This is a genomic window from Halioglobus sp. D3-4, assembly GCF_055809315.1.
In genome coordinates this window covers 3,063,125-3,087,695 of the sequence record NZ_CM147907.1, presented here as the reverse complement: position 1 = coordinate 3,087,695, position 24,571 = coordinate 3,063,125, and the positions used below count along the sequence as shown (strand labels likewise).

The window sequence follows — 24,571 nt, the reverse complement described above, 5'->3', positions numbered from 1 at the left end:
ATCAGGCAGTGGGAGCGAATACGGTGATTATCGGTTTCAGTGTTCCGATAGCGACAAGTTGAAACAACCGGCAGCGTGACGTATGAATTCCAGTCAGCGCACTATTCCGTTTCGAACCTGATCGTTTTTGTACAGCGATTGCCAAATTTCAATGACACGACTAAATGAGGATGGTGTGCCTGTTTGCCGCTTTTATCTTTCCGGTTTCTTGCTGATTCTTTTCCTGAGCGCCTGCAATAACTCACCCAGTTTGCGCTGGAGTGACGCATCAACGAAAGTGCTTGTCTTCAGTAAAACCTACGGCTATCGGCACGAATCAATTGAGGCGGGGCGCGAAGCGTTGTCGCAGTTGGGGCAAACTGTGGGGTATGCCGTCACACTGAGCGACAACGCCAATATATTTACTGATGAACAGTTGGCGCCCTTTGCGGCGGTTGTCTTCCTCAATACGACCGGGGATGTGCTGAATATACAGCAGCAGGCGGCGTTTGAGCGCTATATCCAACAGGGCGGCAGCTTTGTCGGTGTTCACTCCGCTACCGATACAGAGTACGACTGGGACTGGTACGGTCAACTGGTCGGGGCGCGTTTTGACGGTCACCCCGAGATACAGGAAGCAACGCTGCACATTGTGGATCAGGAGCATCCCGCCAGCCGCGCGCTGCCATCATCCTGGCAGGTGACAGATGAATGGTACAACTTCAGAGAGATTGTGCCTGATATCACCGTGCTGATTGAGATCGACGAGGCGAGTTACAGCGGCGGCGCAAACGGTGAACATCACCCTGTGTCCTGGTACCGGGAATTCGACGGGGGACGTACATTTTACACCGCGATGGGGCACCTTGAAGAACGCTATAGCGATCCACAGTTTCTCAATCATCTGGCCAATGGTCTGGCGTGGGCGATCGGCCAGGACAGCGGCCTGCTGACAATGCCGCAGCAGAACAAATTCGAACGAGTGGTGCTCGACAGTAATCTGAATGAGCCCATGGAACTGGATGAGCTACCGGGAGAGGGCATACTTTTTGTTGAACGTCGCGGTGCAATCAAGTTCTATGACTTTGCCCTGAAGAAGACAGAAGTGTTGGCGGAACTGGATGTATTTTACGGCAATGAGGACGGCTTGCTGGGCCTCGCGGTAGACCCTGATTATCGCAACAACCACTGGATCTATCTCTTCTACACAGCAGCACTGGACCAGCCATTGCAACGTATCTCACGTTTCACGCTGGAAGATCGTCTGTTGGACCTGGAGTCTGAACAGATACTGCTGGAAATACCCACGGATCGCTTGTGTTGTCACACCGGTGGTGGGCTGGAGTTTGGAGAGCGCCGTGAACTGTATATAGGGTTGGGTGACAATACCATTCCCTTTGCCTCGGATGGCTTTGCGCCAATCGATGAACGACTGTACCGGGATGCTTGGGATGCCCAGCGCTCGTCAGCTAACAGCATGGACTTGCGCGGTAAAATTTTGCGCATTCGGGTGGAGGATGACGGGAGCTACTCGATACCACAGGGTAACCTGTTTCCTCCAGGGACGGCCCAGACCCGGCCCGAGATCTATATCATGGGGAATCGCAACCCGTTCCGCTTTGCTATCGACAGTAACAGTGGCGACCTGATCTGGGGTGATGTGGGTCCGGATGCGGGCAGAGACAAACCATCTCGCGGCCCTCGCGGCATGGGTGAATTCAATCGCGCTTCACAGGCCGGAAACTGGGGCTGGCCTTATACCCGAGGGAATAATCTGGCGTATTTGGATTACGACTTTGACGCAGAGCAGTCGGGTCAGCCGTTTGATCCAGAGAACCTGGAAAATGATTCGCCCAACAATACGGGAATTCGTCAGCTGCCCCCTGCCCAGGAGTCTTTCGTGTGGTACTCCTTTGGTCTGGAGCAACAGTTTCCCTGGTTGGGTTCCGGAGGAATTACGCCGATGGCCGGGCCGTTCTTTTACCGGGAGGATTTCGCACCCTCTGTTCAAACGTTCCCGCCTTACTTCGAGGGCTCTGCTTTGCTCTACGAATGGATGCGCGACTGGATTGTGGTCGCGCATTTTGACAGTGCGGGACAAGGCCTGCGTCGTGTCGAACGGTTTATGCCCGACGAGGAGTTTTCTCACCCTATGGACATGATTTTTGGTACGGATGGCAGCCTGTATCTACTTGAGTACGGCCAAAAATGGAATCACCGCAATCCGGATGCCAGGCTGAATCGTATCAGCTATGTCGCCGAAGGCGTCGCCTCGACGAACCCCGCACTTGCCCACAAGGTAGTCGCGGTCAGCGGCAAGCCTGAAGGGCAGCGTCTGGTGGAGAGCTCTGACTGCAGTGCCTGTCACGGTGTTGAAGCGCAGGTCAATGGCCCCAGTTATAAGCAAATATCTGAGCGGTATGGCGCGGAGAGCAAAGACTACCTTGTTGAAAAAATTATTCAGGGTGGCTCAGGGGTATGGGGAGAGCGACACATGTCGCCCCATCCCCAGCTTCAAAGCATCGAGGTGCAGCAGATGGTTGACTGGATTTTGTCGCTCAACCCCGCTAATCACGCCAGGGCGCATACGCCTTCGGCACTCGATGTTTAACTGAGATAATGGACATCCACCTGCGCGTTTAACGCACATCCACGATGGTTAGTGCTTTTTTACTATTGCAGTCGCTCCACTCAGGCGAACCTAACCGCCAAACTCATGAACCACGGTTCCCTCGACCCTCTGGTTCCATTTCTTAGACAATAATGATATCCCAGTATGAGTCACTTCCTACTGATTATTGTTTTGTTGACGATTGTTGCATGCGCCGAAACAGCCAGTGATACAGCAATGGGGTATTTTGACGGTATCAGCAACCGCAACTTTGCTGCAGCGGCCGGTCAGTTTGATCCGGCTCAACTGAAGGAGTTCAGAACTATGATGGAGCTCTACAAGGAGCTTCCTCCAGAAGTGCAAACTGAATTTTTTTAGTGTTTTTTGGGGCCCACTCAAACGGTTAAGAGCATAAAAAATTCAGTGATGTAGCGTTTTTGCCGTCATATTCAACTTTGTCATGCAGTAGGCTGACCTAGCAGGGGGAATAAACTCTGAAGGTGTGGAAATACTGGGGAGGTCAAAGAGGGCGATAATATAGCCCGCCTTGTTACCAGAAATCGAGTCAGTGTGGGGAGATTGATGTTGAAGCAATGGAGGTGGTGTCTCTGAAGAAAAATGGTGAAGACTGGCGCATGCTGATGTCAGTGAGCATCGAGGGTTTGCCAGCGCAGTTAAACGTAGTGTTCTCCAGGCCCAGCAGTAGCGAAAATCGATACGGGTACCTCGTGCCAGATTTGGTCACTCGAATGTATCGGGCTTGCAGCCAGACAGCGGGCAAGCTCGTATCTGCTAAGCTTGCGGCCCCGTCATGCGACTGACATCCACTGACACATTCAGCGCAGGGCCAGCCCCGCCGCCGAAGATAACCCCGCGCAGCGGCGTCACGTCATAATAATCCCGGCCAAATGCAGTCACGATATGTTGATTACCCGCCATGCTGTCATTGGTCGGGTCGAACTCGACCCAGCCCTCCTCGGGGCAAAAGAACGCTATCCAGGCGTGTGTCGCATCGGCCCCTACCAGCTTCTGCTCACCGGGCTTGGGCAGCGTTTCGATATAACCGGAGACATACTTGGCGGGAATACCCATCGCGCGCAGACAGCCCACTTGCAGGTGGGCGAAGTCCTGACAGACACCTTTTTTGTGTTTCAGCACGTCGGCCAACGGTGTTGCAATCGTGCTGAAATGTGGGTCGTAGGTGAATTCCCTGAAGATTCGCCGCGTGAGGTCGGCGACGCAGGATTTCAGTGAGCGCTCCGGGTCAAAGGAGGGTCTGGCATAATCGGCCAGCACGTCACTGGTCTCAATGAGCGGTGAACTGAGCAGGAATTCGCGCGCCTCGATAATGTCCGGCTTGCTGGCATTGCGGAAGTACTCGAGAGCTTCCTTGTAGGCAATCCCAAGGTCGAGATTCAGTGCGTTGTCGTTGTCCGAAACTTCCACCTCACTGACCGCAGTGATGCACAACTCACTGTGCGCTTTCTGGATTTCGAAATGAAAGGCTTTGTTGCCGAAGTAGTCAGTACGCTTGTGCGTTGTCGAGGGCAGTGGCGACAGCGTAATGCGATTACTGAGGCAGCGCTGTCTTGCGGTGTCCCTGGGGATCACATTGGCCAGGTTGTAGCAACGGGTAACACGGGCTGCGTAGTTGTAGCGCGTGATATGTTTTATCCGGTAGCGCACTATTGTTCGCCCCAGAAGCTGGTGACCAGATGTTGCTCGTCGGTGCGATGGTCGAAGTGTTTGTCGCTGATAATACGGTTGAATTCCTGTAGCAATTTTTCCAATTGCAACAATAACTGCGCCAGTTCATCGCGCGAGTCGGAGGACGTTCCCAGCAGTTGCGGTAAACGCGCCAGCCGCAAACTGGTCATCGCCTCCAGCAGTGCGCGGTCCTCCTCGCCGAGTTCGCCGGGCTTTGATTCGGCTTTGGGCAACTCCGCGAGGTGTTGCTGCAGTTGTTCCAGCTGGAACACCAGTGAGCGTGGATTGCGGTCATCGAGCAAAACCAGCTCCAGCCCCAACTCAATGCCGCGGCGCTGGCGGCCGTGCCTGCGGTAGGTTATCAGGACTTCCATCGACACCAGTAGTGCGTTGAGCAGAGTGATCTGGTCTGCCTCTTCGACAACCGGGGTTGCCAGGCAGCGCACGGTGTTGAGTGTCTGCAGGGAGCGCTCTATACGCTTGCCCAGTAACATGAAGCGCCAACCGATTCCCCGCACCATACTTTCATGCATCAAACCGGAAAGCGCAGTCAGTGTGGTCACCAGTGGGTCCAGGGCCTCTTCAGGCGCAGAGGTCAGGCCACTGTCGAGCGCCAGATCCAGTTCATCCATCGCGTCGCGCAGATCATTGATCACCCGCATCGTGTCCGTAGACAGCAATTCCTTGGACTCATCAGCGCTTGCCAGCATCGAATTCAGAGTCGATTTTACGCTTCCGGCGCGGCTGCCATCGCGGATGATGTTCAACAGCTCTTCGTCCGGATTGGCCAGTAGCTCCTGTGGCGCGATGGTGAATCCCGGCAGCGTGGCGGTGAGGTCGCTGACGGTGTGTAACAGAATTTTCTGCGCGTTGGGTGTTATCGGTTCCTCGCCATGCAGCAGCACAAATACCGTGCGCAGTAGTCTCAGGGCTGCCTCGGCGCGCTCTGAGTAGCGACCCATCCAGTACAGGTTCTCGACCACGCGGCTGGGCAGGCTCAACAGTGGGGAATCCGCAGCGATGCGAGCACTATCGGGGGTGCTGTCGATAGCGGGGGTGCGCTCCTGTTCACTGGCGGTGACCCAGGTGTCCTTGCTGGGACAACCGGACTGCATGCTGATAACACGGCTCCCGGTGTCTACCCCGATGCGGGTTAGCCCGCCTGGCAGTGTTTTGTAGGATGAGCCATCAGTCGCCACGGAAAAGGTACGCAGTAGTGAGGGTCTCGGCTCCAGCATGCCGTTGGCAAACGATGGGATGTGTGGTTTCTGCAAACGCTCCTGGGCAACATACTGGTAGCGTTTACTGTGCACTGTCGCGAGCAGCCTGTTCAACTCCTCGTCGTTGAGATCACCACCCCAGACGCTGCTGATGCCGGTGCCACGAAATGCCGGTTTGATGATGAGTTTGCGAATATTGGCGGTAATGTACTCGAGGTCGCCGTCATCTCCTGCCCACCAGGTTTTCACTGAGTCCAGTCGCGGCTCGCGTCCCAGCAGGCTCTTGCTGATCTCTGGCAGGTATTTGAGGAAAATCGGGTTCTCCAATACACCGCTGCCCAGCGGGTTGGCGACGACAACCCGCCCCGACCGTACTACCTCCAGTAAACCGGGTACACCGAGGCGGGACCCACTGGGTAACTCCACCGGATCGCAGAAGGCATCGTCCATCTGGCGCAGCAGCACGTCCACCCGTTTCAAGCCGTCCATGGATTTCATCCATAGGAAGCCGTTGCGCACCATCAGGTCGCCGGACTGCACCAAGGAGAAACCGAGATAGCTGGCGAGATAAGTGTGCTCAAAATATGCTTCGTTCTGACCGCCGGGTGTGAGCAGGGCGATGAGTGGCGCTTCATCCGAGGGTGACAGTGAAATCAGTTTGAGGCGCAGTCGCTGGTAGAAGCTGGCAATACGGTGCACGTGGCTGTCGCGGTACAGGCTGGGAAATACCCGCGACATTACGGTGCGGTTTTCCAGCACATACCCGGCCCCGGCGGGCGCCTGAGAGCGATCTGACAACACACACATGCTGCCATCGTGACGCCTGATCATGTCGACAGCATGCACAATCAACTCATGCTCACCGGGCATCTGGATACCCTGGCAGGCGCGCAGAAACCCGCCGTGGCTGAACAGCGCCTCTGGCGGAAGTAAGCCGTGCCGAATCAGGGTGCGGGGGCCGTAAAGGTCGCGTAGCAACAAATTAAACAGCTCGGAGCGTTCCAGCAAGCCCGCCTCAATGCGCGCCCAGTCCTCGCTGCCGAGAATGTACGGTACCGGGTCGAGCTCCCAACTGCCGCCTGGGCCGCCCTCGCCATCATATATATTGAACGTCGCGCCATCGTCGCGCAGGATGCGGCGCGCTTTTTGCGCGCGCTCACGCAGCGCCTCTGGGCCCAGATCGCGCAGTCCGCCGAGCATGTATTCCCATTCGGGTTTGATTTCGCCCTCAGGCGTGCACGCTTCATCGAGCAGGTCACTGCGGCTTTTGTATTCCAGCGGCAGAAGCGGGACAACCTGAGTCTGCGACTGCGATTGGCCGGTTTCTTTGGACGTTACGGGGTTGGGCACAGCGTAATCCTGCGGTAGTAGCATCGAACCAATGGTGATTTAGGCCGCTCCCACCACAGGGGGACCGACCGTGCCGCGTAGTATAGCCCCATTCAGCCTGTGTTGACGATGTCAGCTTTTGCGCGGGCTGCGCATGTCCAGTATATACGGATACTCCCCCGGTGATTCCTCCGGCGGTGGCGCCATTGGCCTGGGAGGGTGTTGATCCGGGAAAAACTCGCGCAATGCATCCACTTCCGGTTGTGGAATAAACGGCCCCTGTGTATGACTGAGCACGTCGAACCGGTTGATGCGTCGGGATTCCGCTTCAAACGCATTGACCGGGAAGGTCTCATAGCTGCGCCCGCCGGGATGTGAGACATGGTAGGTGCAGCCGCCCAGTGAACGCCCGTTCCAGGTATCGATAAGGTCAAACGTCAGCGGTACATGCACGCCTATCATTGGGTGCAGTGCCGAGGGCGGTGCCCAGGCGCGGTAGCGTACACCGCCGACGCTCTCACCGTGCCGACCAGTGTTGCGCATCGGCACACGGCGGCCGTTGCATGCCAGCACATAGCGTCCCTCGGTAAGACCGGTCACGCGGATCTGCAGACGTTCGACCGAGGAGTCGACATAGCGAGAGGTGCCGAAGCTGGTGGTTTCCTCGCCCAGCACATGCCATGGCTCAACGGCCCAGCGCAGCTCCAGTTCGATGCCGTCGAGCTGCACGCGGCCGTAGTGTGGGAAGCGAAACTCCTCAAACGGTGCCAGCCACTCCAGATCAAACGCATAGCCGTGTTCGTTGAGATCCTCCACCACCTGCTTCATGTCCTGCCAGATGTAGTGGGGCAGCATAAAGCGATCGTGCAATTCTGTGCCCCAGCGCACCAGCGGCTTGTGATAGGGCGTGTGCCAGAATCGTGCGACCAGACTGCGCAGCAACAGCGCCTGTACCAGCGCCATACGGCTGTGCGGCGGCATCTCGAAGCCGCGGAACTCCAGAATGCCCAGGCGCCCAGTGGCGCTGTTGGGTGAGTACAGTTTATCGATGCAGAATTCTGCGCGGTGCGTATTGCCGGTGACATCAATCAACAGGTTGCGGAACAGACGATCCACTATCCACGGTTGCGGTGTCCCCTCGATATCAGCCATTTGCGCGAAGGCCACCTCCAACTCATACAGCATCTCGTCGCGGCCCTCGTCGACCCGCGGCGCCTGACTGGTGGGGCCGATAAACATGCCGGAGAACAGGTAGGAGAGGCTGGGGTGGTGTTGCCAGAATGTGATCAGGCTGCGCAACAGGTCCGGCCGGCGCAGAAGAGGGCTGTCGGCGGGTGTCGCCCCGCCGAGTGTAATGTGGTTGCCGCCGCCGGTGCCGGTGTGGCGACCGTCGAGCATGAATTTCTCCGTCGACAGGCGCGCGAGCCGCGCTTCCTCGTACAGGGTGGTGGTGGTTGCCACCAGTTCATCCCAGTTGTTGGAGGGGTGCACGTTGACCTCTATCACGCCGGGGTCTGGTGTCACCAGCAACTTGTGCATGCGCGGATCGCGCGGCGGTTCATAGCCCTCAATGAGGACTTTCAGTTTCAGGGCTGCCGCTGTTTGCTCTATTGCAGCAATCAGCTCGACGTAATCCTCCAGATACTCCAGCGGTGGCATAAACACATACAGCCGCCCCTTGCGGACCTCGATACACATGGCTGTGCGCACCACCTGTTCGTATTCCACCGGCTCTGCGGGTTCGTCTTCCGTTTGCTCCCGGGGTTCTGCGAATTGCATGTCAGCACGCTTAGCCAATGGGTCGCGCGGCTCGAACGGGTCGCGCTGGGGCTGAACCCTGGCCGCTTTTTTTGCGACCTCAGGCAACTCGTTCAGGGGCAGGCGCAACCCCATCGGGGAGTCTCCGGGTATTAGCGTGATACGCTCACGGCGCAGCGGCCACAGGCTGCTGCGCCAGGTTTTCTGCGCTTCTGCCACCGGCCAGCCGGTGCTGCGTTCCAGCGGGATGACGACACCCGATGCGACGCCGAAGCCGCGTTCGATCAGGCGTGCCAGGCGGCGACGATCCAGATTGCCCTTGAGTTTCTGCGCCAGGATATCCAGGTTCTCGGGCAGGGTCTGTTCCTGCAACAGGTAATGCAGGCCGTCCTCATAGGCCTGCTGGCAACAGGCGCGCGGCAGTGCCAGCAAATCACACAGGTACTCGCCAAACTGCGCTGCCAGCGGTTCCTCGTAACCATAATCCTTGTCGACCCGGCCCAGTAGTTCCGGGTTGTCCCACAGCGGCTCCCCGTCCTTGCGCCAGAACACGCCCAGTGCCCAGCGCGGCACTTCCTCGCCTGGATACCATTTGCCCTGCCCGTAGTGCAATAGGCCTTTCGGGGCAAAATGATCGCGCAGGCGCAGCAGTAGCGTCTTGGCGAGGCTCAGTTTGTCATCGCCGAGCGCATCGGTATTCCACTGCGCGGACTCCATGTCGTCGATGGACACAAACGTGGGCTCGCCGCCCATTGTCAGGCGTACATCCTCGCGCTCGAACTCCTTGTCCACCGCCTTGCCCAGTGCCATGATCTGCTGCCACTGTGCCTCGGTATACGGTTTGGTGACGCGCGGGTCTTCCAGTACGCGCTCCACGGTGTTGCTGAAATCAAACTCGACCTCGCACTTGTCGGTGGCGCCGGCAATCGGTGCGGCGGACACCGGGTGCGGTGTGCACGCGAGCGGGATATGCCCCTCACTGGCGAACAGGCCCGAGGTGGGGTCCAGCCCGACCCAACCCGCGCCCGGCAGGAAAACCTCACACCAGGCATGCAGATCGGTGAAGTCCTCCTCTGCCCCCGAGGGGCCATCCAGCGATTTCTCGTCCGGTTTGAGCTGCACCAGATAGCCAGAGGCAAAACGCGCGGCCAGCCCGAGGTGGCGAAGCAATTGCACCAACAACCAGGCAGAGTCCCGGCATGAGCCTTTCTCCAGTTCCAGCGTCTCTTCCGGGGTTTGCACACCCGGTTCCATGCGCACGAGATATTCGACGCTCTGCTGGACCTGTTGATTCAGTTCGACCAGAAAATCGTTGATGGCGCGTTTTTTGGTATTGACGCCGGCCAGCATCGCGTCGAACAGGGGGCCACACTCCAGTGTTTCAAGATAGGGCAGTAACTCCTTCTTCACCTGCTCGGCATATTTGAAAGGGAAGTTCTCAGCATACTCTTCCACAAAGAAATCAAACGGGTTGATCACCGTCATATCGGCGATCACTTCAACGTCTACTTCAAACTCGGTGCATTTCTCCGGGAACACCAAACGGGCCAGGTAGTTGCCGAAAGCATCCTGCTGCCAGTTGATAAAGTGCTCCTCGGGTTTGATCCTGAGGCTGTAGCTGTGAATCGGTGTGCGCGAATGCGGCGCCGGGCGCAGGCGCACAGTGTGCGGCGACATCGATACGGGGCGGTCGAATTTGTACGATGTGCGATGGTTGATCGCTACGCGGATTGTCATCAGTGATTACCGTTTGTGTTGATTCTTTGTGTGCGCTCAGTCAGCTTAGTGTAGCAGTCGCCCGTCGTTCGGCGGTCATAAACCAGGTTTGGTCAATGCTGCTGTACAGTTTCGTCAGCAGGACCTGGAATCGGTCCAGAAATTCATGCAAGTCCTCACGTGAACACGTTTGTGGGTCGAATGCCGAGAGCTTGCGACGGGCTTTGAGCACCAACTGTATCGCTTCCTTGTTGTTGTTCAGCGGGGATAGCTCCTGGCGGATACCGTTCAGGCAGAACTTTATCGACCTCGGCAGTGTGCTCTCGCGCAGCACAAAATCAACCATCGCACCCGACTCAACCTGTGGGCCTATCTCGCGCTGGTAGGCCCCCATGGCGGACAGCGAATTGAGCAGGCTGGCCCAGATCAATGGGTCAACCGAACTATGCAGGCGCTCCTCACCGAGTAGGGCGGCGGCCCCGACATCTACCACGCGAGTAGTCATATCCGCTCTCTCCAGCAAACGACCCAGCTTGATGAACCGGTAGGCGTGGCCGCGCGGCAGGGTTGAGACCAGTATGCCATTGATCATCTGGCAGCGTGCAATAATCGTTTCCAGAAACTGATAGCGATGGCGTCGTCCGACGCTTTTCTCAGCGTACTCCTGCGCATAGAGGTAGAGCTCATTCACATGTTCCCAGACTTCACCGGGAAGCACGTCTCTGGTGGTGCGTACATTTTCACGTGCGGCGCGGACGGAGTTCAGTATGCCGCTGATATTGTCCGGCTGTGCGATGAGGAATTTCACCACGTTCTGTTCGTTGTAGACCCGATAGCGCTCGCTATAGCTGGCCTCGCTGTTGAGGATATGCACCAGAATATCCCAGCCGGGCTCGGAACCCTTGGGTATATCCATTACCAGATGCGCGTAGGAGTGTATGAGCCTGGCCGTATCCTCCGTTCGCTCCAGATAGCGCGCCATCCAGAACAACCGCTCGGCTACTCGCGACAACATGCTCATCGGTTGTCCTCCACAATCCAGGTATCCTTGCTGCCGCCGCCCTGCGATGAGTTGACAACCAGCGAGCCCTTGCGCATCGCCACCCGTGTCAGCCCGCCCGGTGTCACCCAGGTGTCCTTGCCCTGCAGAATGAACGGCCGCAGGTCCAGGTGGCGCGGTTCCACGCGCTCATCGATATAGGTGGGCGCGGTCGAGAGCGAGAGGATGGGCTGGGCGATATAGTTGCGTGGATTTGCTTCAATGAGCGAGGCAAATTTGGCCCGCTCTGCGGCGGTGGCGGCAGAACCAATCAGCAGACCGTAGCCGCCAGACTCGTTAGCGGGTTTAACCACCAGCTTGTCGAGATTCGCCAGTACATAATCCCTGTCCTTCGGGTCCATGCACAGATAGGTTTTTACGCTAGCCAGCAGCGGCTTTTCGTCCAGATAATAGCGGATCATTGCCGGCACATAGGCGTATACCACCTTGTCATCGGCGACGCCGGCGCCCGGTGCATTGGCGATGGCAACATTGCCGGCTTTCCAGGCGCGCATAATCCCCGGCACACCCAGCGCAGAGTCCTCTCGGAAGGCCTCGGGGTCGAGGAAGTCATCGTCGATGCGTCGATACACCACATCTACGCGAATCGGGCCGTCGACGGTGCGCATATAGACGCAGTCATCGTCGTCGACGAACAGGTCGTTGCCCTCCACCAGCTCTGCGCCCATGCGCTGGGCGAGAAAGGCGTGTTCGAAATAGGCCGAGTTGTAGATGCCTGGGGTCAGGACGACGATGCAGGGGCGGCGCAGCGTCCTCGGCGAGAGGGACGACAGCGTGGCGTGCAAGCGCGACGGGTAGTCGTCCACCGGTTGGATACTGTAGTTCTCCAGCAGTTCCGGCAGTACTCGTTTGGTGATCTCCCGATTTTCCAGCATATAGGATATGCCCGAGGGTACGCGCAAGTTATCCTCCAGCACGAAAAATTTGCCGCGTTGATCGCGCACCAGATCGGTGCCGCAAATATGGGCCCATGCACCATGAAGGGGCGATACGCCCGCGCACTGTGATTTGTAGTTGCCCGACTCGAGCACGATGTCTGCCGGCACAATGCCATCGGCGAGAATCTTCTGCTTGTTGTAAATGTCGTCGATAAAGCAGTTCAGGGCGCGACTACGCTGCTCCAGCCCCAGACTCACCTGCGCCCAGTCCCGGGCTGAGATTACCCGGGGAATGATATCGAATGGCCAGGCCCGGTCGATATTCTTGCCTTCACTGTAAATTGTGAACGAAACGCCCATTTCGCGTATCGCAAGCTCTGCCGCAGCGCGCCGGGCGGCCATTTCTTCCTCGGGGAGGCTTTGCAGCAGTTTGACCACGCGGCGGGCGGCCACCCGAGGCTGCCCGGAAGCGGCGATCAACTCATCGTAGAACGCATCCGACCGGTAGTTTTTCCAGCTTTTGTTCATCGTGTCTCTTGGTGGTCGCTGAGGATATTGGGAAAAGCCTCGCAAACCTCATGCCAGAACGGCTGCAGGTCGACGACTGTTTTACGGGGGATCAGCGAGCCGGTGCGCGCCGCTCGGGCCTCTCGGTTGTCGTTGTGTGATGCACAGCGAATAAAGCTGAGAGATTTCGCCTTGCATCCTTCTGTGTCGAGCCTGTTTTAGGGTAGAATGCGCCGCTTTCCGGGGCTTGCCAGCGATCGCCCCATTTTTTTCATAGGGGGCCAGCATGTTTGACAACAACATGACCATTGAAGGGTTCGACGACGAAGTTTTTGCCGCAATCGGTGAAGAGGAGCGCCGTCAGGAAGAGCACATTGAGCTGATTGCCTCGGAAAACTATACCAGCCCCCGCGTGATGCAGGCGCAGGGTACCGTGCTCACCAACAAATACGCGGAAGGCTACCCCGGTAAGCGCTACTACGGCGGCTGCGAGTATGTCGATAAAGCTGAAGAGTTAGCCATCGAACGCGCCAAGGCTCTGTTCGGTGCCGATTATGCCAATGTTCAGCCCCACTCGGGCTCACAGGCCAATTCAGCGGTCTACCTCGCGCTGTGCAGCCCCGGCGATACCGTGCTGGGCATGAGCCTGGCAGATGGCGGCCACCTCACTCACGGTGCCAAGCCCAATTTCTCCGGCAAGTTGTATAACGCCGTGCAGTACGGCCTGAACGCCGATACCGGAGAGGTGGATTACGATCAGGTGGAAGCGCTGGCGTTGGAGCACAAACCGAAGATGATCGTCGCAGGCTTCTCAGCCTACTCGCAGATCATGGACTGGGCACGCTTTCGCGAGATCGCCGATAAGGTTGGTGCCTACCTGATGGTAGATATGGCCCACGTGGCCGGACTCATCGCCGCCGGCGTCTATCCCAATCCTGTGCCCTATGCGGATGTAGTGACCTCAACCACGCACAAGACCCTGCGCGGCCCGCGCGGCGGGATCATTCTGGCCAAGGCCAATGAAGAGCTGGAGAAGAAATTCAACTCCGCGGTATTCCCCGGCGGACAGGGCGGACCGCTGATGCACGTAATCGCGGCCAAAGCCGTCAGTTTCAAAGAGGCGCAAAGCCCCGAGTTTGTCGAATACCAGAAGCAGGTGGTAAAAAATGCCAAGGCGATGGCCGCGACATTCATCGAGCGCGGCATCAAGATTGTCTCCGGTGGTACTGAGAATCACCTGATGCTGGTGGATCTGATCGGTAAGCCCTACACCGGGAAGGACGCGGATGCGGCCCTCGGTGAGGCCAATATCACGGTGAACAAAAACGCGGTGCCGAATGACCCCCGCTCTCCGTTCATCACCTCTGGCTTGCGCGTTGGCACCCCTGCGATTACTACACGTGGGTTTGGCGAGGCGGAAACCATTGAGCTTACTGGCTGGATGTGTGATGTGCTGGAGTCGCTGGAGAACGGGACTTCTGATGCTGTGATTGCTGAGGTTAAGGGCAAGGTGTTGGAGATTTGTAAGCGGTTTCCTGTTTACGGCTGATCGTTTATTGATTTCTGCTGCTGTGTAGTGGGTGCTTCGGAACCCGGTCGATGCCGGCTGGGACTCTCGAAAAGGCCACAGCGCAGCCCAGTCATTTGGCTGCTGCGCAACTCGACAAAAATTGCTGCGCAATTTTCTGGACTCGAACAGTACCCATAAACAGGGGCAGGCCCTCCTCGCAGAACCCCCCAAATGTCTGGGCAGCGCTAAGCGTGGCCTAATTTTTCGAGAGTCCCAGCCGACACCGACCTCCTTTCTTGCCAACCCCCACACTCCCGGCTTAGTGCCACCCACTCAAATACTCCACCCCTCCCCGGTTTCTCCGCCCCAGGCATATGCTCATGTTTCCTTCAATTTGTACCCTAAATGAGTAAAGCGCCAAACCCAGAAAATATGTTAATCTTCAGCCACTTAGATTCCTGAGATACGCCCATGCACTGCCCGTTTTGCGCCGCAGAAGATACCAAGGTGATCGATTCCAGACTGGTAGCCAACGGCGATCAGATACGCCGGCGCAGAGAGTGCCTGAGTTGTGCCGAGCGTTTTACCACCTACGAGATCGCCGAGCTGGTCATGCCACGGGTGATCAAGCAGAACGGCAACCGCGAGCCGTTCGATGAAGAGAAACTGCGCTCCGGCCTGTTGCGCGCGCTGGAAAAGCGTCCGGTGTCCGTGGAGGATATCGAGGCCAATATCGTGCATATCAAGCACGCCCTGCGCGCCACCGGGGAGCGTGAGGTGGAATCACTGGTGGTGGGAGAGCTGGTGATGACGGCACTGAAAAAACTGGATCAGGTCGCCTACGTGCGCTTTGCTTCCGTCTATCGCAGCTTCCAGGATATCGCGGAATTTCGCGATGAAATAGAACGACTGGAAGCCGAACCGACCACCGACTGAAGCGGTATTAATCCGCCCATGGCTTCCTCCTTTGATACCCAAATGATGGCTCGCGCATTGCAGTTGGCGCGACGCGGCCAGTATTCCGCGATGCCCAACCCCCATGTGGGCTGTGTGCTGGTGCGCGACGGTCTCATCATTGGTGAGGGCTATACCTGTCCGGCGGGTGGCAACCACGCAGAGATTGAAGCGCTGCAGGCGGCGGGCGACGCCAAGGGTGCCACGGCCTATGTGACACTTGAACCCTGCAGCCACCAGGGGAAAACGGGGCCCTGTGCCGATGCACTTGTAAAGGCGGGGGTGACGCGGGTTGTTGCTGCAATGCTGGACCCCAATCCACAGGTGTCCGGGCAGGGGCTGGATAAATTGCGCGCGGCGGGAATTGCCGTGGAATGCGGTTTGTTGGAGAGCGAGGCGCAGGCGGTGATTCCGGGCTTTATTGCCCGTATGACGCGGGGCAGGGGACGTGTGCGGGCGAAGATGGCGATGTCACTGGATGGGCGCACAGCGATGGCCTCCGGTGAGAGCCAGTGGATTACCGGTCCGGCGGCACGGCAGGATGTACAGCGCCTGCGCGCGAATAGCTGTGCGATTGTCACTGGCGTGGGTACGGTACTGGCGGACGATTGCTCCCTGACTGTGCGGCCCGCTGAATTGGGGCTCGCGCCCGAGGAAGCGCAGCTGGCTGCGAAACGCCAACCGCTGCGGGTGGTAATGGATTCCCGGCTGCAGACACCGTCGGGTGCGAAAGTACTTGATGGGCGCGCGTCCACATTGCTGTGTCATGATCAGGCAGTTGTCATTCCGGAATCGATACGGGCGACGCCCGCTGAATGCCTCGCACTGCAACGGGGTGAAGGCGGCCTCGATCTGGCCGCACTGATGGACCATCTCGCAGCGCAGCAATGCAATGAAATTCTGGTAGAATCTGGCCCCCGCCTGGCAGGTGCACTGCTGCAGGCGGGATTGTTGGATGAGTTGATCGTGTATATGGCGCCCGCCCTGTTGGGTAGTGAAGCGCGTCCCCTGCTGCACCTGCCGCTGCAGCATATGTCAGAAAAAGTTCAGCTCAACCTGAAAGACGTGCGCAAGGTAGGGGCAGATTGGCGGTTTACCGCCACTGCACTGCGCGACAGCGATTCTGCTTGAGGCACTGATTCGTCAGCGACGCCGCCTGTCAGGCAAACCGGAGTCAGAGAGACCATTATGTTCACAGGAATTATTCAGGCCGTCGGCGTTGTCGCCGCAATACAAAAACGCGACGGTGATATGCGCTTGCGTATCCACACCGGCAAGCTGCCATTGGATGACGTCGCGCTGGGCGACAGCCTGTGTACCAACGGCGTGTGCCTGACGGTGACTGATCTACCCGGCGACGGCTATTGGGCTGATGTCTCCGTCGAAACCCTGAACTTCACTACCTTGGGCGAGCTGAAAACTGGCTCTCAGGTTAATCTGGAAAAATCGCTGACCCCGCAAAGCCGACTGGGCGGGCATATCGTCAGCGGGCATGTGGATGGTGTGGGCGAGGTGGTGAGCCTGACCGAGGATGCGCGGTCTATCCGCGTGGTGGTGCGCGCGCCCGATACACTGGCGCGGTATATCGCTCACAAGGGCAGCATCTGCGTCGATGGTACCAGCCTCACTGTGAATGCAGTGGACGGCGCGGAGTTTGACTTGAATATCATTCCCCAGACCATGACCGAGACGATTTTTGGGCGCTACCGCCCCGGCAGTCGCGTCAACCTTGAGGTAGATGTGATCGCCCGCTATCTGGAGCGGCTGATACAGGGTGATGCTGCTGCCAAGGGCACAGGCGGTGGCCTGTCGCTGGATACACTCGCCGAAAACGGCTTTTTGGGTGGCATGTCGCCGGGCCCGGGGAAAGAATGACTATGGAGTTGAATAGCGTAGATGAGTTGATCAGTGACCTCCGCCAGGGGCGTATGGTGGTGGTGATCGATGATGACGACGACAGCAACAACGAGGGCGTGGTGATGGTGGCCGCTGAGCACTGCGAGGCCAAGCACGTGACGTTTATGGCGCGCCAGGCGCGCGGTCTGATCTGCCTGACACTGACTGAGGAGCGCTGCCAGCAGTTGGATTTGCCGCCCATGGTTGAGGACGCACAGGGAGAAAAGGCTAATTTTACGCTCTCCATTGAAGCGGCTACAGGCATAGATACTGGTATCTCTGCGGTGGATCGCGCCCGCACGGTTCAGGTGGCCGTGGCGCCCCATGCGCAGCCTGGCGATATCGTGCAGCCGGGACATATTTTCCCGCTGACCGCCAGGCCTGGCGGCGTGTTGACGCGCGCCGGTCACACGGAGGCGGGCACCGATTATGCACGTCTGGCCGGTCTGCTGCCGTCTGCGGTGATTGCGGACATTCTCACACCTGAGGGTGAAGTAGCCGATGGTCAGGCGCTGCGTGAGTTTGCCGCGCGGCACGAACTGAAGATCGGTTCCATCGCCGATCTGATTCACTTTCGCATGGTCAATGAGCGCACGATTCGTCGTATCCGCGAGGGTACAATCAATACACAGTACGGTGAATTCCGATTGACTGTGTATCGGGATCAGACTGCGGATGATGTGCACATGGCGCTGTCCTGCGGTGAGATCGTGACCGATGAACCCACGCTGGTGCGCGTGCATGTGCAATCGACGATGCGTGACCTGGTGACGAGCAAGCTCTCAGACCGGCCGACCTGGAGCCTGGGCACGTGCCTGCAGGCGGTGTCTGACAGCGGTCGCGGTGTAGTTGTGCTGTTGGCGCAGCAAGAGGGCCCCGAACAATTGTTGGCCAGCATCGATATGGCGCTTGGCGAACCCGGCGCAGAGCCAGGCGTACTGCCCGGCACATATACCACAGTGGGCCTGGGCTCCCAGATTCTGCAGGATCTGGGTGTCGGAAAAATTCACCTGATGGGTGCCCCTATAAAGTACAATGCAATTTCCGGTTTTGACTTGGAAGTGCTGGATTTTGTGGACCCCGGACAATAGAAGGACAAGGATATGAGTGACATCAAAACCATCGAAGGCACCTTTACCGGCGGCAAGGGCAATTACAGTATTGTCGTGGGACGCTGGAACAGCTTTGTGGTAGAGCACCTCCTGGAGGGGGCTATCGATACGCTGCGCCGCCACGGCGTTACCGAGAAACAGATCACCATCGTGCGTGCGCCCGGCGCCTTTGAGATTCCGCTGGTGTGCAAAAAAGTCGCCGCCGGCGGCAATGTCGATGCCATTATCGCGCTGGGCGCGGTGATTCGCGGCGGCACCCCGCATTTTGAGTATGTGGCCGGGGAGTGCACCAAAGGCATTGCGATGGTGAGCATGGAATACAGCGTTCCCGTCTCGTTTGGCGTGCTGACAGTGGATTCCATCGAGCAGGCGGTGGAGCGCTCCGGCACCAAGGCCGGCAATAAAGGTGAAGAGGCTGCGATGTCCGCACTGGAGATGGTGAGCCTGATGGGCAAGTTGAGCTGAATGAACAAGCCCGCACACAACACGCTGGCCGCCGAGCGCCGCAAAGCCCGACACTACGGCATGCAGGCGCTGTATCAGTGGCAGATGGCCGGCGCCGCCGTGAGCGATATCGAAGCCGAGTTTCGCGCTGATTACGATTTCACCCACGTTGATCTGGAGTATTTTCAGGCGCTGCTGCACGAGATTCCAAGGTGTGTCGATGAACTCGATGCTGCGATGGAGCCGCTGCTCGATCGCACGCTGGATGACCTCGGCCCGATAGAGCGTACACTGCTGCGCATGGGCATGTTTGAACTGACGCACCGTATTGATGTGCCGTATAAGGTCGTCATCAATGAGGAGGTGGCACTGGCAAAAAAATTTGGTGCCACCGACAGCCACAAATACGTTAATGGCGTGTTGGACAAGGCCGCGCGGCAACTGCGCAAGGTTGAGGTCGACGCGGCATCCTGATGCCTGTGGCCGAGTTTTCACTGATCTACCGATATTTTTCCCACCTCGGCCGCGGTGATGCGGTGGATCTTTCGGTGGGTGATGACTGCGCGATACTGCGTCTGCAGCCCGGTGAACGTCTGGCCACCTCGGTCGATACCATGGTCGAAGGCGTGCACTTTCCCACTGATTGTTTCCCCGAGGACATCGGCTTTCGCGCGGTATCCACCGCTGCCAGCGATCTGGCTGCAATGGGCGCCAGGCCACTGGGTATGACGGTGGCGCTGACACTGCCTGCCGCAGATGAACTCTGGTTACACGCATTCAGCGAGGGTGTGGCAGCGGCCGTCTCTGCGTACGAACTGCCACTGGTCGGAGGTGATACCACGCGGGGCCCACTGGCCGTTTCCGTGCAGGTGCTGGGTGCGCTGCCGCAGGCACAGGCGATGTTGCGCAGCGGCGCGAGTGTCGGCGATGCAGTGTATGTATCGGGTACCCTCGGGGATGCTGCGGGGGCTCTGGCCGTTATGGCACAGGAATGGCGACCGGATGCTGACCATGTGGAGTATCTGCTGGAACGCTTCAACCGCCCCCGGGCGCGCCTTGAACTCGGCCTGCAATTGCTGGGTTCGGCCACTGCAGCCATCGATATTTCCGACGGTTTGCTGGCAGATGCTGCGCATATCGCCGCGGCCAGTGGTGTCAAAATCTGCATCGACCCCGATCTCCTACCCCTATCGCCCGCGCTGCTATCTCACGACAGTCGGGAGGTGGCCGTGCGCTGGGCGTTGACCGGCGGCGATGATTACGAACTGTGTTTCTGCCTGCCCGCGGGTGCCGCACCGCCTGCGGGCACCACATTGATTGGCCGGGTAGAGGCTGGATCAGGTGTAGACTGCGGTCTGGTGCTGGAGTCGCCCGCAGGCTACCAACACTTTGACGAGCAGTGAGATAATCCGGGAATGATCATGCCATCAGAGACCACCGAGCAGCGTGTCAGCCATCCCGCGCCGGACTTTCGGCGTCACCCCGTGCAGTTCCTGGCATTCGGCTTTGGCAGCGGCTTGTCGCCCAAGGCGCCGGGTACTGCCGGCACACTCCTGGCGGTTCCTCTGTATCTGCTGATCGCGCAGTGGGGCCTTCCTTACTACAGTGCTGTTGTGCTGGTGGCCGCGCTGGTGGGCATCTGGATCTGCGGTGCCGCGAGTCGTCAGCTTGAGGTGCACGATCATCCCGGCATCGTCTGGGATGAGTTCGTTGGCTTCTGGATTACCCTGTGGGCTGTGCCCGTACAGTGGGGCTGGGTGATCGCCGGGTTTGTGGCATTTCGATTTTTCGATATCGTCAAACCCTGGCCTATCAGCGTGCTCGACCGCAAGGTCGGTGGCGGTTTTGGCATTATGGTGGACGATATCCTGGCCGGCGTGATGGCCTGCGCGACCCTGCATATCGTCATGCTTATGATATAGGGCCTCCCGGGAGACGACCTATGGTATTGCAATTAGCAGCGATTTCACTTGGTTTCTGCCTGTCTCTGGCCACACTGCAAACCGCATTGGCTCAGGGCTCCGTTGATCTGGAGGCCCTGTTGGGTAAAACCGCTGTGCTGATGATCGATGGCCGGCGCCATACACTGCGCGTGGGTGAGGCTGCCGATGGTGTGACGTTGGTGGCGACAGAGCCCACCTCAGCCACCGTGGAAATCGCTGGCAGGGTTCAGGTGCTCGGCCTCACACGGCGCGTAGGCACAGCTTATCAGGCGCGGGACGAACTGGTTGTCACCATCGCGCGGAACGGGTCGATGCAATACCAGACCAGCGCCACCATCAATGGACGTAGCGCTATGGTGCTGGTGGACACCGGCGCCAACATGATGGCCATCAGCTCTGACAATGCCCAAGTTCTGGGCATCGACTACGAAGACGGCGAGCCCTCAATAGTTGAGACGGCTGGCGGGCGCACAACTGCCCACGCGATCACCCTGCAATCTGTGGCTGTGGGCGAGATCGAGGTGAATAATGTGCCTGCAATGGTCGTTGATGGCGCATTTCCCACCACAATTTTGCTGGGAATGAGTTATTTGCGGCATGTGAAGCTACAGGAGCACAATGGCATCCTGTCGCTCTCCAAAAGCCCTTAGTCATTGCTCCCCCTCTTTTCGCCGTTTACTGGTAGAATACGGCACCTTTTCTGACGGATGTCTCGCGTGGCTGTTAGTTTCATAGAATCCTCTCGCCTTCCCACAGCCTGGGGAGAGTTTGATATTCACGGTTTTGAGGATACCGAATTCAATAAGGAGCACGTCGTTCTCACCATGGGCGATGTTGCCAATGGCCAGCCGGTGCTGGTTCGTGTCCACTCTGAATGCCTGACGGGCGATGCCCTGTTCAGCATGCGCTGCGACTGCGGTAACCAGTTGCATGCGGCCCTCGAGGCGATTGCCAAGGAAGGGTGCGGGGCGCTGTTCTATCTGCGCCAGGAGGGGCGGGGAATCGGCCTGCTCAACAAGATCAAGGCCTATAAATTACAGGACGCCGGTGCCGATACGGTAGAAGCCAACGAGCAGTTGGGTTTTGGCGCCGACATGCGCGATTACAGCATGCTGCGGCCCATGATTGAGCACCTCGGCCTCCAGTCTGTACGATTAATGACCAATAACCCGCGCAAGGTCGCGGCGATGGAAGAGCAGGGTGTACAGGTGGCTGAGCGGATCGCATTGCACACCGACAGCAACCCGCACAATGAGAAATACCTGCAGACCAAGGCCGGCAAGCTCGGGCATATGTTTGATCATGGGAATTAAGGCCGGGGAAAACTGCTAGCCCCGGCAGGGCCTATCAGCGATCCCGTTCGACGATATAGCGCGCCAGATCGCGCAGTAAATCGGCCGATTCACCGAAATCCCGCAATGCCTGCAGCGCCTCTTCGAGCAACCGCCGCGCCTCGGCTTTTGCCCCCTCCAGCCCCAGCAGTTTGACGTAGGTCGGTTTATTGGCCTCGCTGTCCTTGCCCTGCGTTTTACCCAGGGTCGCCGTATCGCCCTCAACATCCAGAATGTCGTCCACCACCTGAAACGCGAGCCCGATATGGGTGCCGTAGTCATCGAGTGATGCCAGCTGCGCCTCACTGGCGCCAGCGGCAATGCCGCCAAGCGCCAGTGAGGCGCGAATCAAGGCCCCGGTTTTCAGCGAGTGCATGGCTTTCAGTTGTTCCAGCGATATATCGGAATCGGTGGCCTGGATATCGATAAACTGGCCGCCAACCATACCGGCCGGCCCCGCTGCCCGCGCCAGCACCTTCACCATCGCAATTCGCTGCTCGGCGCTTAGCCCCGGTGCATCGGCCAACAACTCAAATGCGCGAGCCTGTAGCCCATCTCCCACCAATATGGCCGTCGCCTCATCGTAGGCCTTGTGCAGGCTGGGTTTGCCGCGGCGCAGGTCGTCGTCGTCCATCGCGGGGAGGTCGTCGTGGATTAGGGAGTAGGTGTGGATGAGTTCTAGGGCGACGAATATGTGTTGCTCAAGAGGTGGTTCAGCTGAGCCTATCGCCTTGAAGGCAAACCATGAGATTGCAGGTCTGATTCGTTTACCATCGCTGATTGCTGAATACCGAGAGGCATGATCCAATTGATCTAACGGCTTCAGGAATGTTTCAGTGCTGCCTTCTGCACGCCCTGATAGAGGACCAACTGCTTGATTGAATGGAATAAGAAACTCTTCAAAAGCCCTTTTGAGAACAGGATTCACTCAGTATCCTCAGGTTCAACAAAGTTCTGGACGCTCATGGCATTCCGCTGTTCAAGTAGGAGGTTGACCTTCTGTTCAGCCTCTAGGAGCGACTGTTGTGCACTGCGTGTTAGAGAGACGCCCTCTTCAAACAATACCAGAGATTTATCCAGAGTCTCTTCCTCATTCTCGAGGGATTCTACAATAGCATTGAGCCTTGATAGGGTAGATTCGAAATCAAGATTGTCGGTGGCACTTTTCTTCTTTGTCATCTACGTTAGTCTCTTTTTCATGGGTACTAATTGTGGTCGTTATACTCATGGTCGGTAATTGTACTAAGCGCGCTGGGGCAGTCTACCTTTGCTTGTCAGCTGGGAGGAGTACACCATGTGCCCCAATTCGTACACCCGGGTCGATACTAGGTTTACTCGGCACTCTGACAAGCCTCATCGATAAGTACCTGAAACTCATTGACCATATGCTCTATAGAGAACATTCTGCAGCGCTCTAGCCCTAGGCGACCCAACTCAGCTCTTTCGTCTTCACTGTTGATCAAATCGGCTATCGCAGACGGAGAGTGCATCTGGGGATTCATTTGCTACAAGACGGCCCGCGTTTCCACCGTCAAGCAAAAGTCGAGGGCCTGTCGGGCAGTCGGTGGCAATTGCCGGTAGTCCTAACGCCATTGCCTCCAGAAGAACGTTGGGCATTCCTTCCCAGCGCGAACTTAGTATGAAAATGTCGCTCTTCTGGAGCCAATCGCGAACGTTTTCTTTCCATCCGACCATCTCAACCCGATCCTCAATCTGCTGTACGCAGGCAATACGTTCCAGCGTTTCACGTTCCTCGCCCACCCCCAATATTGTCAGTCGCCAGGGCAACTCTCTGATAGAGCCAAGTGCTTCCAACAATAAGTCGAATCCTTTCTGTACGTTCAGCCGCCCAACAGAAATTAACTCCACTTGGGCGGATGACTTACTGGGGTTAGTGGCTCTGATATTCGGTAGGTCTGGTATGTCGACACCATTGAAGATTACACGGATCTTGTCTTTGGCAATTCCGAAATTCGAGCTCAGGTCGTCTGCTATTTCCGGTGTAACAGCTACGTGTGCAAAGGCTTTCGGGTACAGTCGATTTATCGCACGCAATCTTATTTTTGTCGATGGAAGTCGTTGAATTTCGCGGCTAAGGTAATTCCTGTCAGAACAAATAACCGGTGTTGGTAGGCGATACCATGCCTTGGCAAGTAAGCAGATCAGGTTGCTATTGGGAAGAAAACTGAGGATGCAGTCCGGTTTCCAGTTCAGTACGTGCCTACCCAAGACTACCGACATTGTGCGGAAGTCTCTGATATCGTTGGACAATAATCTGAACTTGGATAATTTTATCTCGCTGAGATCGAATAGTGAGAGCAGGAAGCCGGCGGACGCCAGTTGTTCCAGCCGCCGCTTGATACTACCTGCAGGGGAGGCAATATTCTCAGGTATTTGCTCTAAAAGCGGAATGATAGCGACGTGTTCGGCGGGAGCTACGTCGATAGTGTTTCCCAGTGTGAGAGCGATTTGGACGTCGTAGTGAGCTGGGTTCAGTTCGGAAGCTACTCTGCTTAGAACTCTCTCTGCTCCGCCACCGACGAGACTGTCTATTACACACAGAACTTTCTTGCGCCGCGGCTCATTAACGTGTCCGTTAGCTCCCATAGGAGGTTC

21 protein-coding genes are annotated in these 24,571 nt (G+C 57.6%); 13 read left to right on the top strand and 8 right to left on the bottom strand.

Annotation, left to right across the window (positions count from 1 at the left end):
- The first annotated feature begins 151 nt into the window (after positions 1-151).
- On the top strand, positions 152-2,590 hold the full coding sequence (locus tag AC0L6S_RS13290; RefSeq protein ID WP_473424475.1) for a ThuA domain-containing protein: 2,439 nt from the start codon (positions 152-154) through the stop codon (positions 2,588-2,590).
- Positions 2,591-2,755: 165 nt separating this feature from the next.
- Positions 2,756-2,968: a hypothetical protein gene (locus AC0L6S_RS13285; protein WP_473424474.1), complete on the top strand. Its 213-nt coding sequence runs from the start codon at positions 2,756-2,758 to the stop codon at positions 2,966-2,968.
- A gap of 414 nt (positions 2,969-3,382) precedes the next feature.
- Here AC0L6S_RS13285 and AC0L6S_RS13280 read toward each other — a convergent pair whose 3' ends face one another.
- The 5 genes from AC0L6S_RS13280 to AC0L6S_RS13260 all read right to left on the bottom strand — a co-directional run bounded on the left by AC0L6S_RS13280 (position 3,383) and on the right by AC0L6S_RS13260 (position 12,786).
- Positions 3,383-4,276: a transglutaminase family protein gene (locus AC0L6S_RS13280; RefSeq protein ID WP_473424472.1), complete on the bottom strand. Its 894-nt coding sequence runs from the start codon at positions 4,274-4,276 to the stop codon at positions 3,383-3,385.
- Positions 4,276-6,867, bottom strand: a complete 2,592-nt coding sequence (locus AC0L6S_RS13275; protein ID WP_473424471.1) for a circularly permuted type 2 ATP-grasp protein — start codon at positions 6,865-6,867, stop codon at positions 4,276-4,278. The genes AC0L6S_RS13280 and AC0L6S_RS13275 overlap by 1 nt, the downstream gene beginning before the upstream one ends.
- Before the next feature lie 111 nt (positions 6,868-6,978).
- Positions 6,979-10,341, bottom strand: a complete 3,363-nt coding sequence (locus AC0L6S_RS13270) for a transglutaminase family protein (protein WP_473424469.1) — start codon at positions 10,339-10,341, stop codon at positions 6,979-6,981.
- 40 nt (positions 10,342-10,381) lie between these two features.
- Positions 10,382-11,341, bottom strand: a complete 960-nt coding sequence (locus AC0L6S_RS13265; protein WP_473424468.1) for an alpha-E domain-containing protein — start codon at positions 11,339-11,341, stop codon at positions 10,382-10,384.
- On the bottom strand, positions 11,338-12,786 hold the full coding sequence (locus tag AC0L6S_RS13260; RefSeq protein ID WP_473424467.1) for a circularly permuted type 2 ATP-grasp protein: 1,449 nt from the start codon (positions 12,784-12,786) through the stop codon (positions 11,338-11,340). Before AC0L6S_RS13260 ends, AC0L6S_RS13265 begins: the two co-directional genes overlap by 4 nt.
- 265 nt (positions 12,787-13,051) lie before the next feature.
- Here AC0L6S_RS13260 and glyA point away from each other — a divergent pair, with 265 nt between their 5' ends.
- From glyA to ribA, 11 genes are all read left to right on the top strand, one after another.
- Complete coding sequence (glyA, locus tag AC0L6S_RS13255) at positions 13,052-14,314, top strand: serine hydroxymethyltransferase (RefSeq protein ID WP_473424466.1); 1,263 nt, start codon at positions 13,052-13,054, stop codon at positions 14,312-14,314.
- Between the two features lie 432 nt (positions 14,315-14,746).
- On the top strand, positions 14,747-15,211 hold the full coding sequence (gene nrdR / locus AC0L6S_RS13250) for a transcriptional regulator NrdR (protein WP_473424465.1): 465 nt from the start codon (positions 14,747-14,749) through the stop codon (positions 15,209-15,211).
- A gap of 18 nt (positions 15,212-15,229) precedes the next feature.
- Positions 15,230-16,360 carry a bifunctional diaminohydroxyphosphoribosylaminopyrimidine deaminase/5-amino-6-(5-phosphoribosylamino)uracil reductase RibD gene (gene ribD, locus AC0L6S_RS13245; RefSeq protein WP_473424464.1) on the top strand — a complete coding sequence of 377 codons (1,131 nt, stop codon included), beginning with the start codon at positions 15,230-15,232 and terminating at the stop codon, positions 16,358-16,360.
- A gap of 57 nt (positions 16,361-16,417) precedes the next feature.
- Complete coding sequence (locus AC0L6S_RS13240) at positions 16,418-17,104, top strand: riboflavin synthase (RefSeq protein ID WP_473424463.1); 687 nt, start codon at positions 16,418-16,420, stop codon at positions 17,102-17,104.
- A gap of 2 nt (positions 17,105-17,106) precedes the next feature.
- Complete coding sequence (gene ribB, locus AC0L6S_RS13235) at positions 17,107-18,216, top strand: 3,4-dihydroxy-2-butanone-4-phosphate synthase (protein WP_473424462.1); 1,110 nt, start codon at positions 17,107-17,109, stop codon at positions 18,214-18,216.
- Between the two features lie 12 nt (positions 18,217-18,228).
- Complete coding sequence (gene ribH / locus AC0L6S_RS13230) at positions 18,229-18,702, top strand: 6,7-dimethyl-8-ribityllumazine synthase (protein WP_473424461.1); 474 nt, start codon at positions 18,229-18,231, stop codon at positions 18,700-18,702.
- Positions 18,703-19,155 (top strand): transcription antitermination factor NusB, encoded by a 453-nt coding sequence (gene nusB / locus AC0L6S_RS13225; protein ID WP_473424460.1) that lies wholly within the window; start codon positions 18,703-18,705, stop codon positions 19,153-19,155.
- Complete coding sequence (gene thiL / locus AC0L6S_RS13220) at positions 19,155-20,084, top strand: thiamine-phosphate kinase (protein WP_473424459.1); 930 nt, start codon at positions 19,155-19,157, stop codon at positions 20,082-20,084. The genes nusB and thiL overlap by 1 nt, the downstream gene beginning before the upstream one ends.
- A gap of 18 nt (positions 20,085-20,102) precedes the next feature.
- On the top strand, positions 20,103-20,603 hold the full coding sequence (locus AC0L6S_RS13215; protein WP_473424458.1) for a phosphatidylglycerophosphatase A family protein: 501 nt from the start codon (positions 20,103-20,105) through the stop codon (positions 20,601-20,603).
- A gap of 20 nt (positions 20,604-20,623) precedes the next feature.
- On the top strand, positions 20,624-21,274 hold the full coding sequence (locus AC0L6S_RS13210; protein WP_473424457.1) for a retropepsin-like aspartic protease family protein: 651 nt from the start codon (positions 20,624-20,626) through the stop codon (positions 21,272-21,274).
- Positions 21,275-21,340: 66 nt separating this feature from the next.
- A complete protein-coding gene (gene ribA / locus AC0L6S_RS13205; protein WP_473424456.1) occupies positions 21,341-21,937 on the top strand; it encodes a GTP cyclohydrolase II in 597 nt (198 codons plus the stop codon).
- Between the two features lie 34 nt (positions 21,938-21,971).
- Here ribA and AC0L6S_RS13200 read toward each other — a convergent pair whose 3' ends face one another.
- From AC0L6S_RS13200 to AC0L6S_RS13190, 3 genes are all read right to left on the bottom strand, one after another.
- Positions 21,972-22,883, bottom strand: coding sequence for a polyprenyl synthetase family protein (locus tag AC0L6S_RS13200; protein WP_473424455.1), 912 nt, complete (start codon positions 22,881-22,883; stop codon positions 21,972-21,974).
- Positions 22,880-23,134, bottom strand: coding sequence for an exodeoxyribonuclease VII small subunit (locus AC0L6S_RS13195; RefSeq protein WP_473424454.1), 255 nt, complete (start codon positions 23,132-23,134; stop codon positions 22,880-22,882). Before AC0L6S_RS13195 ends, AC0L6S_RS13200 begins: the two co-directional genes overlap by 4 nt.
- A 270-nt stretch (positions 23,135-23,404) precedes the next feature.
- On the bottom strand, positions 23,405-24,562 hold the full coding sequence (locus tag AC0L6S_RS13190; RefSeq protein WP_473424453.1) for a glycosyltransferase: 1,158 nt from the start codon (positions 24,560-24,562) through the stop codon (positions 23,405-23,407).
- Positions 24,563-24,571: the final 9 nt, after the last annotated feature.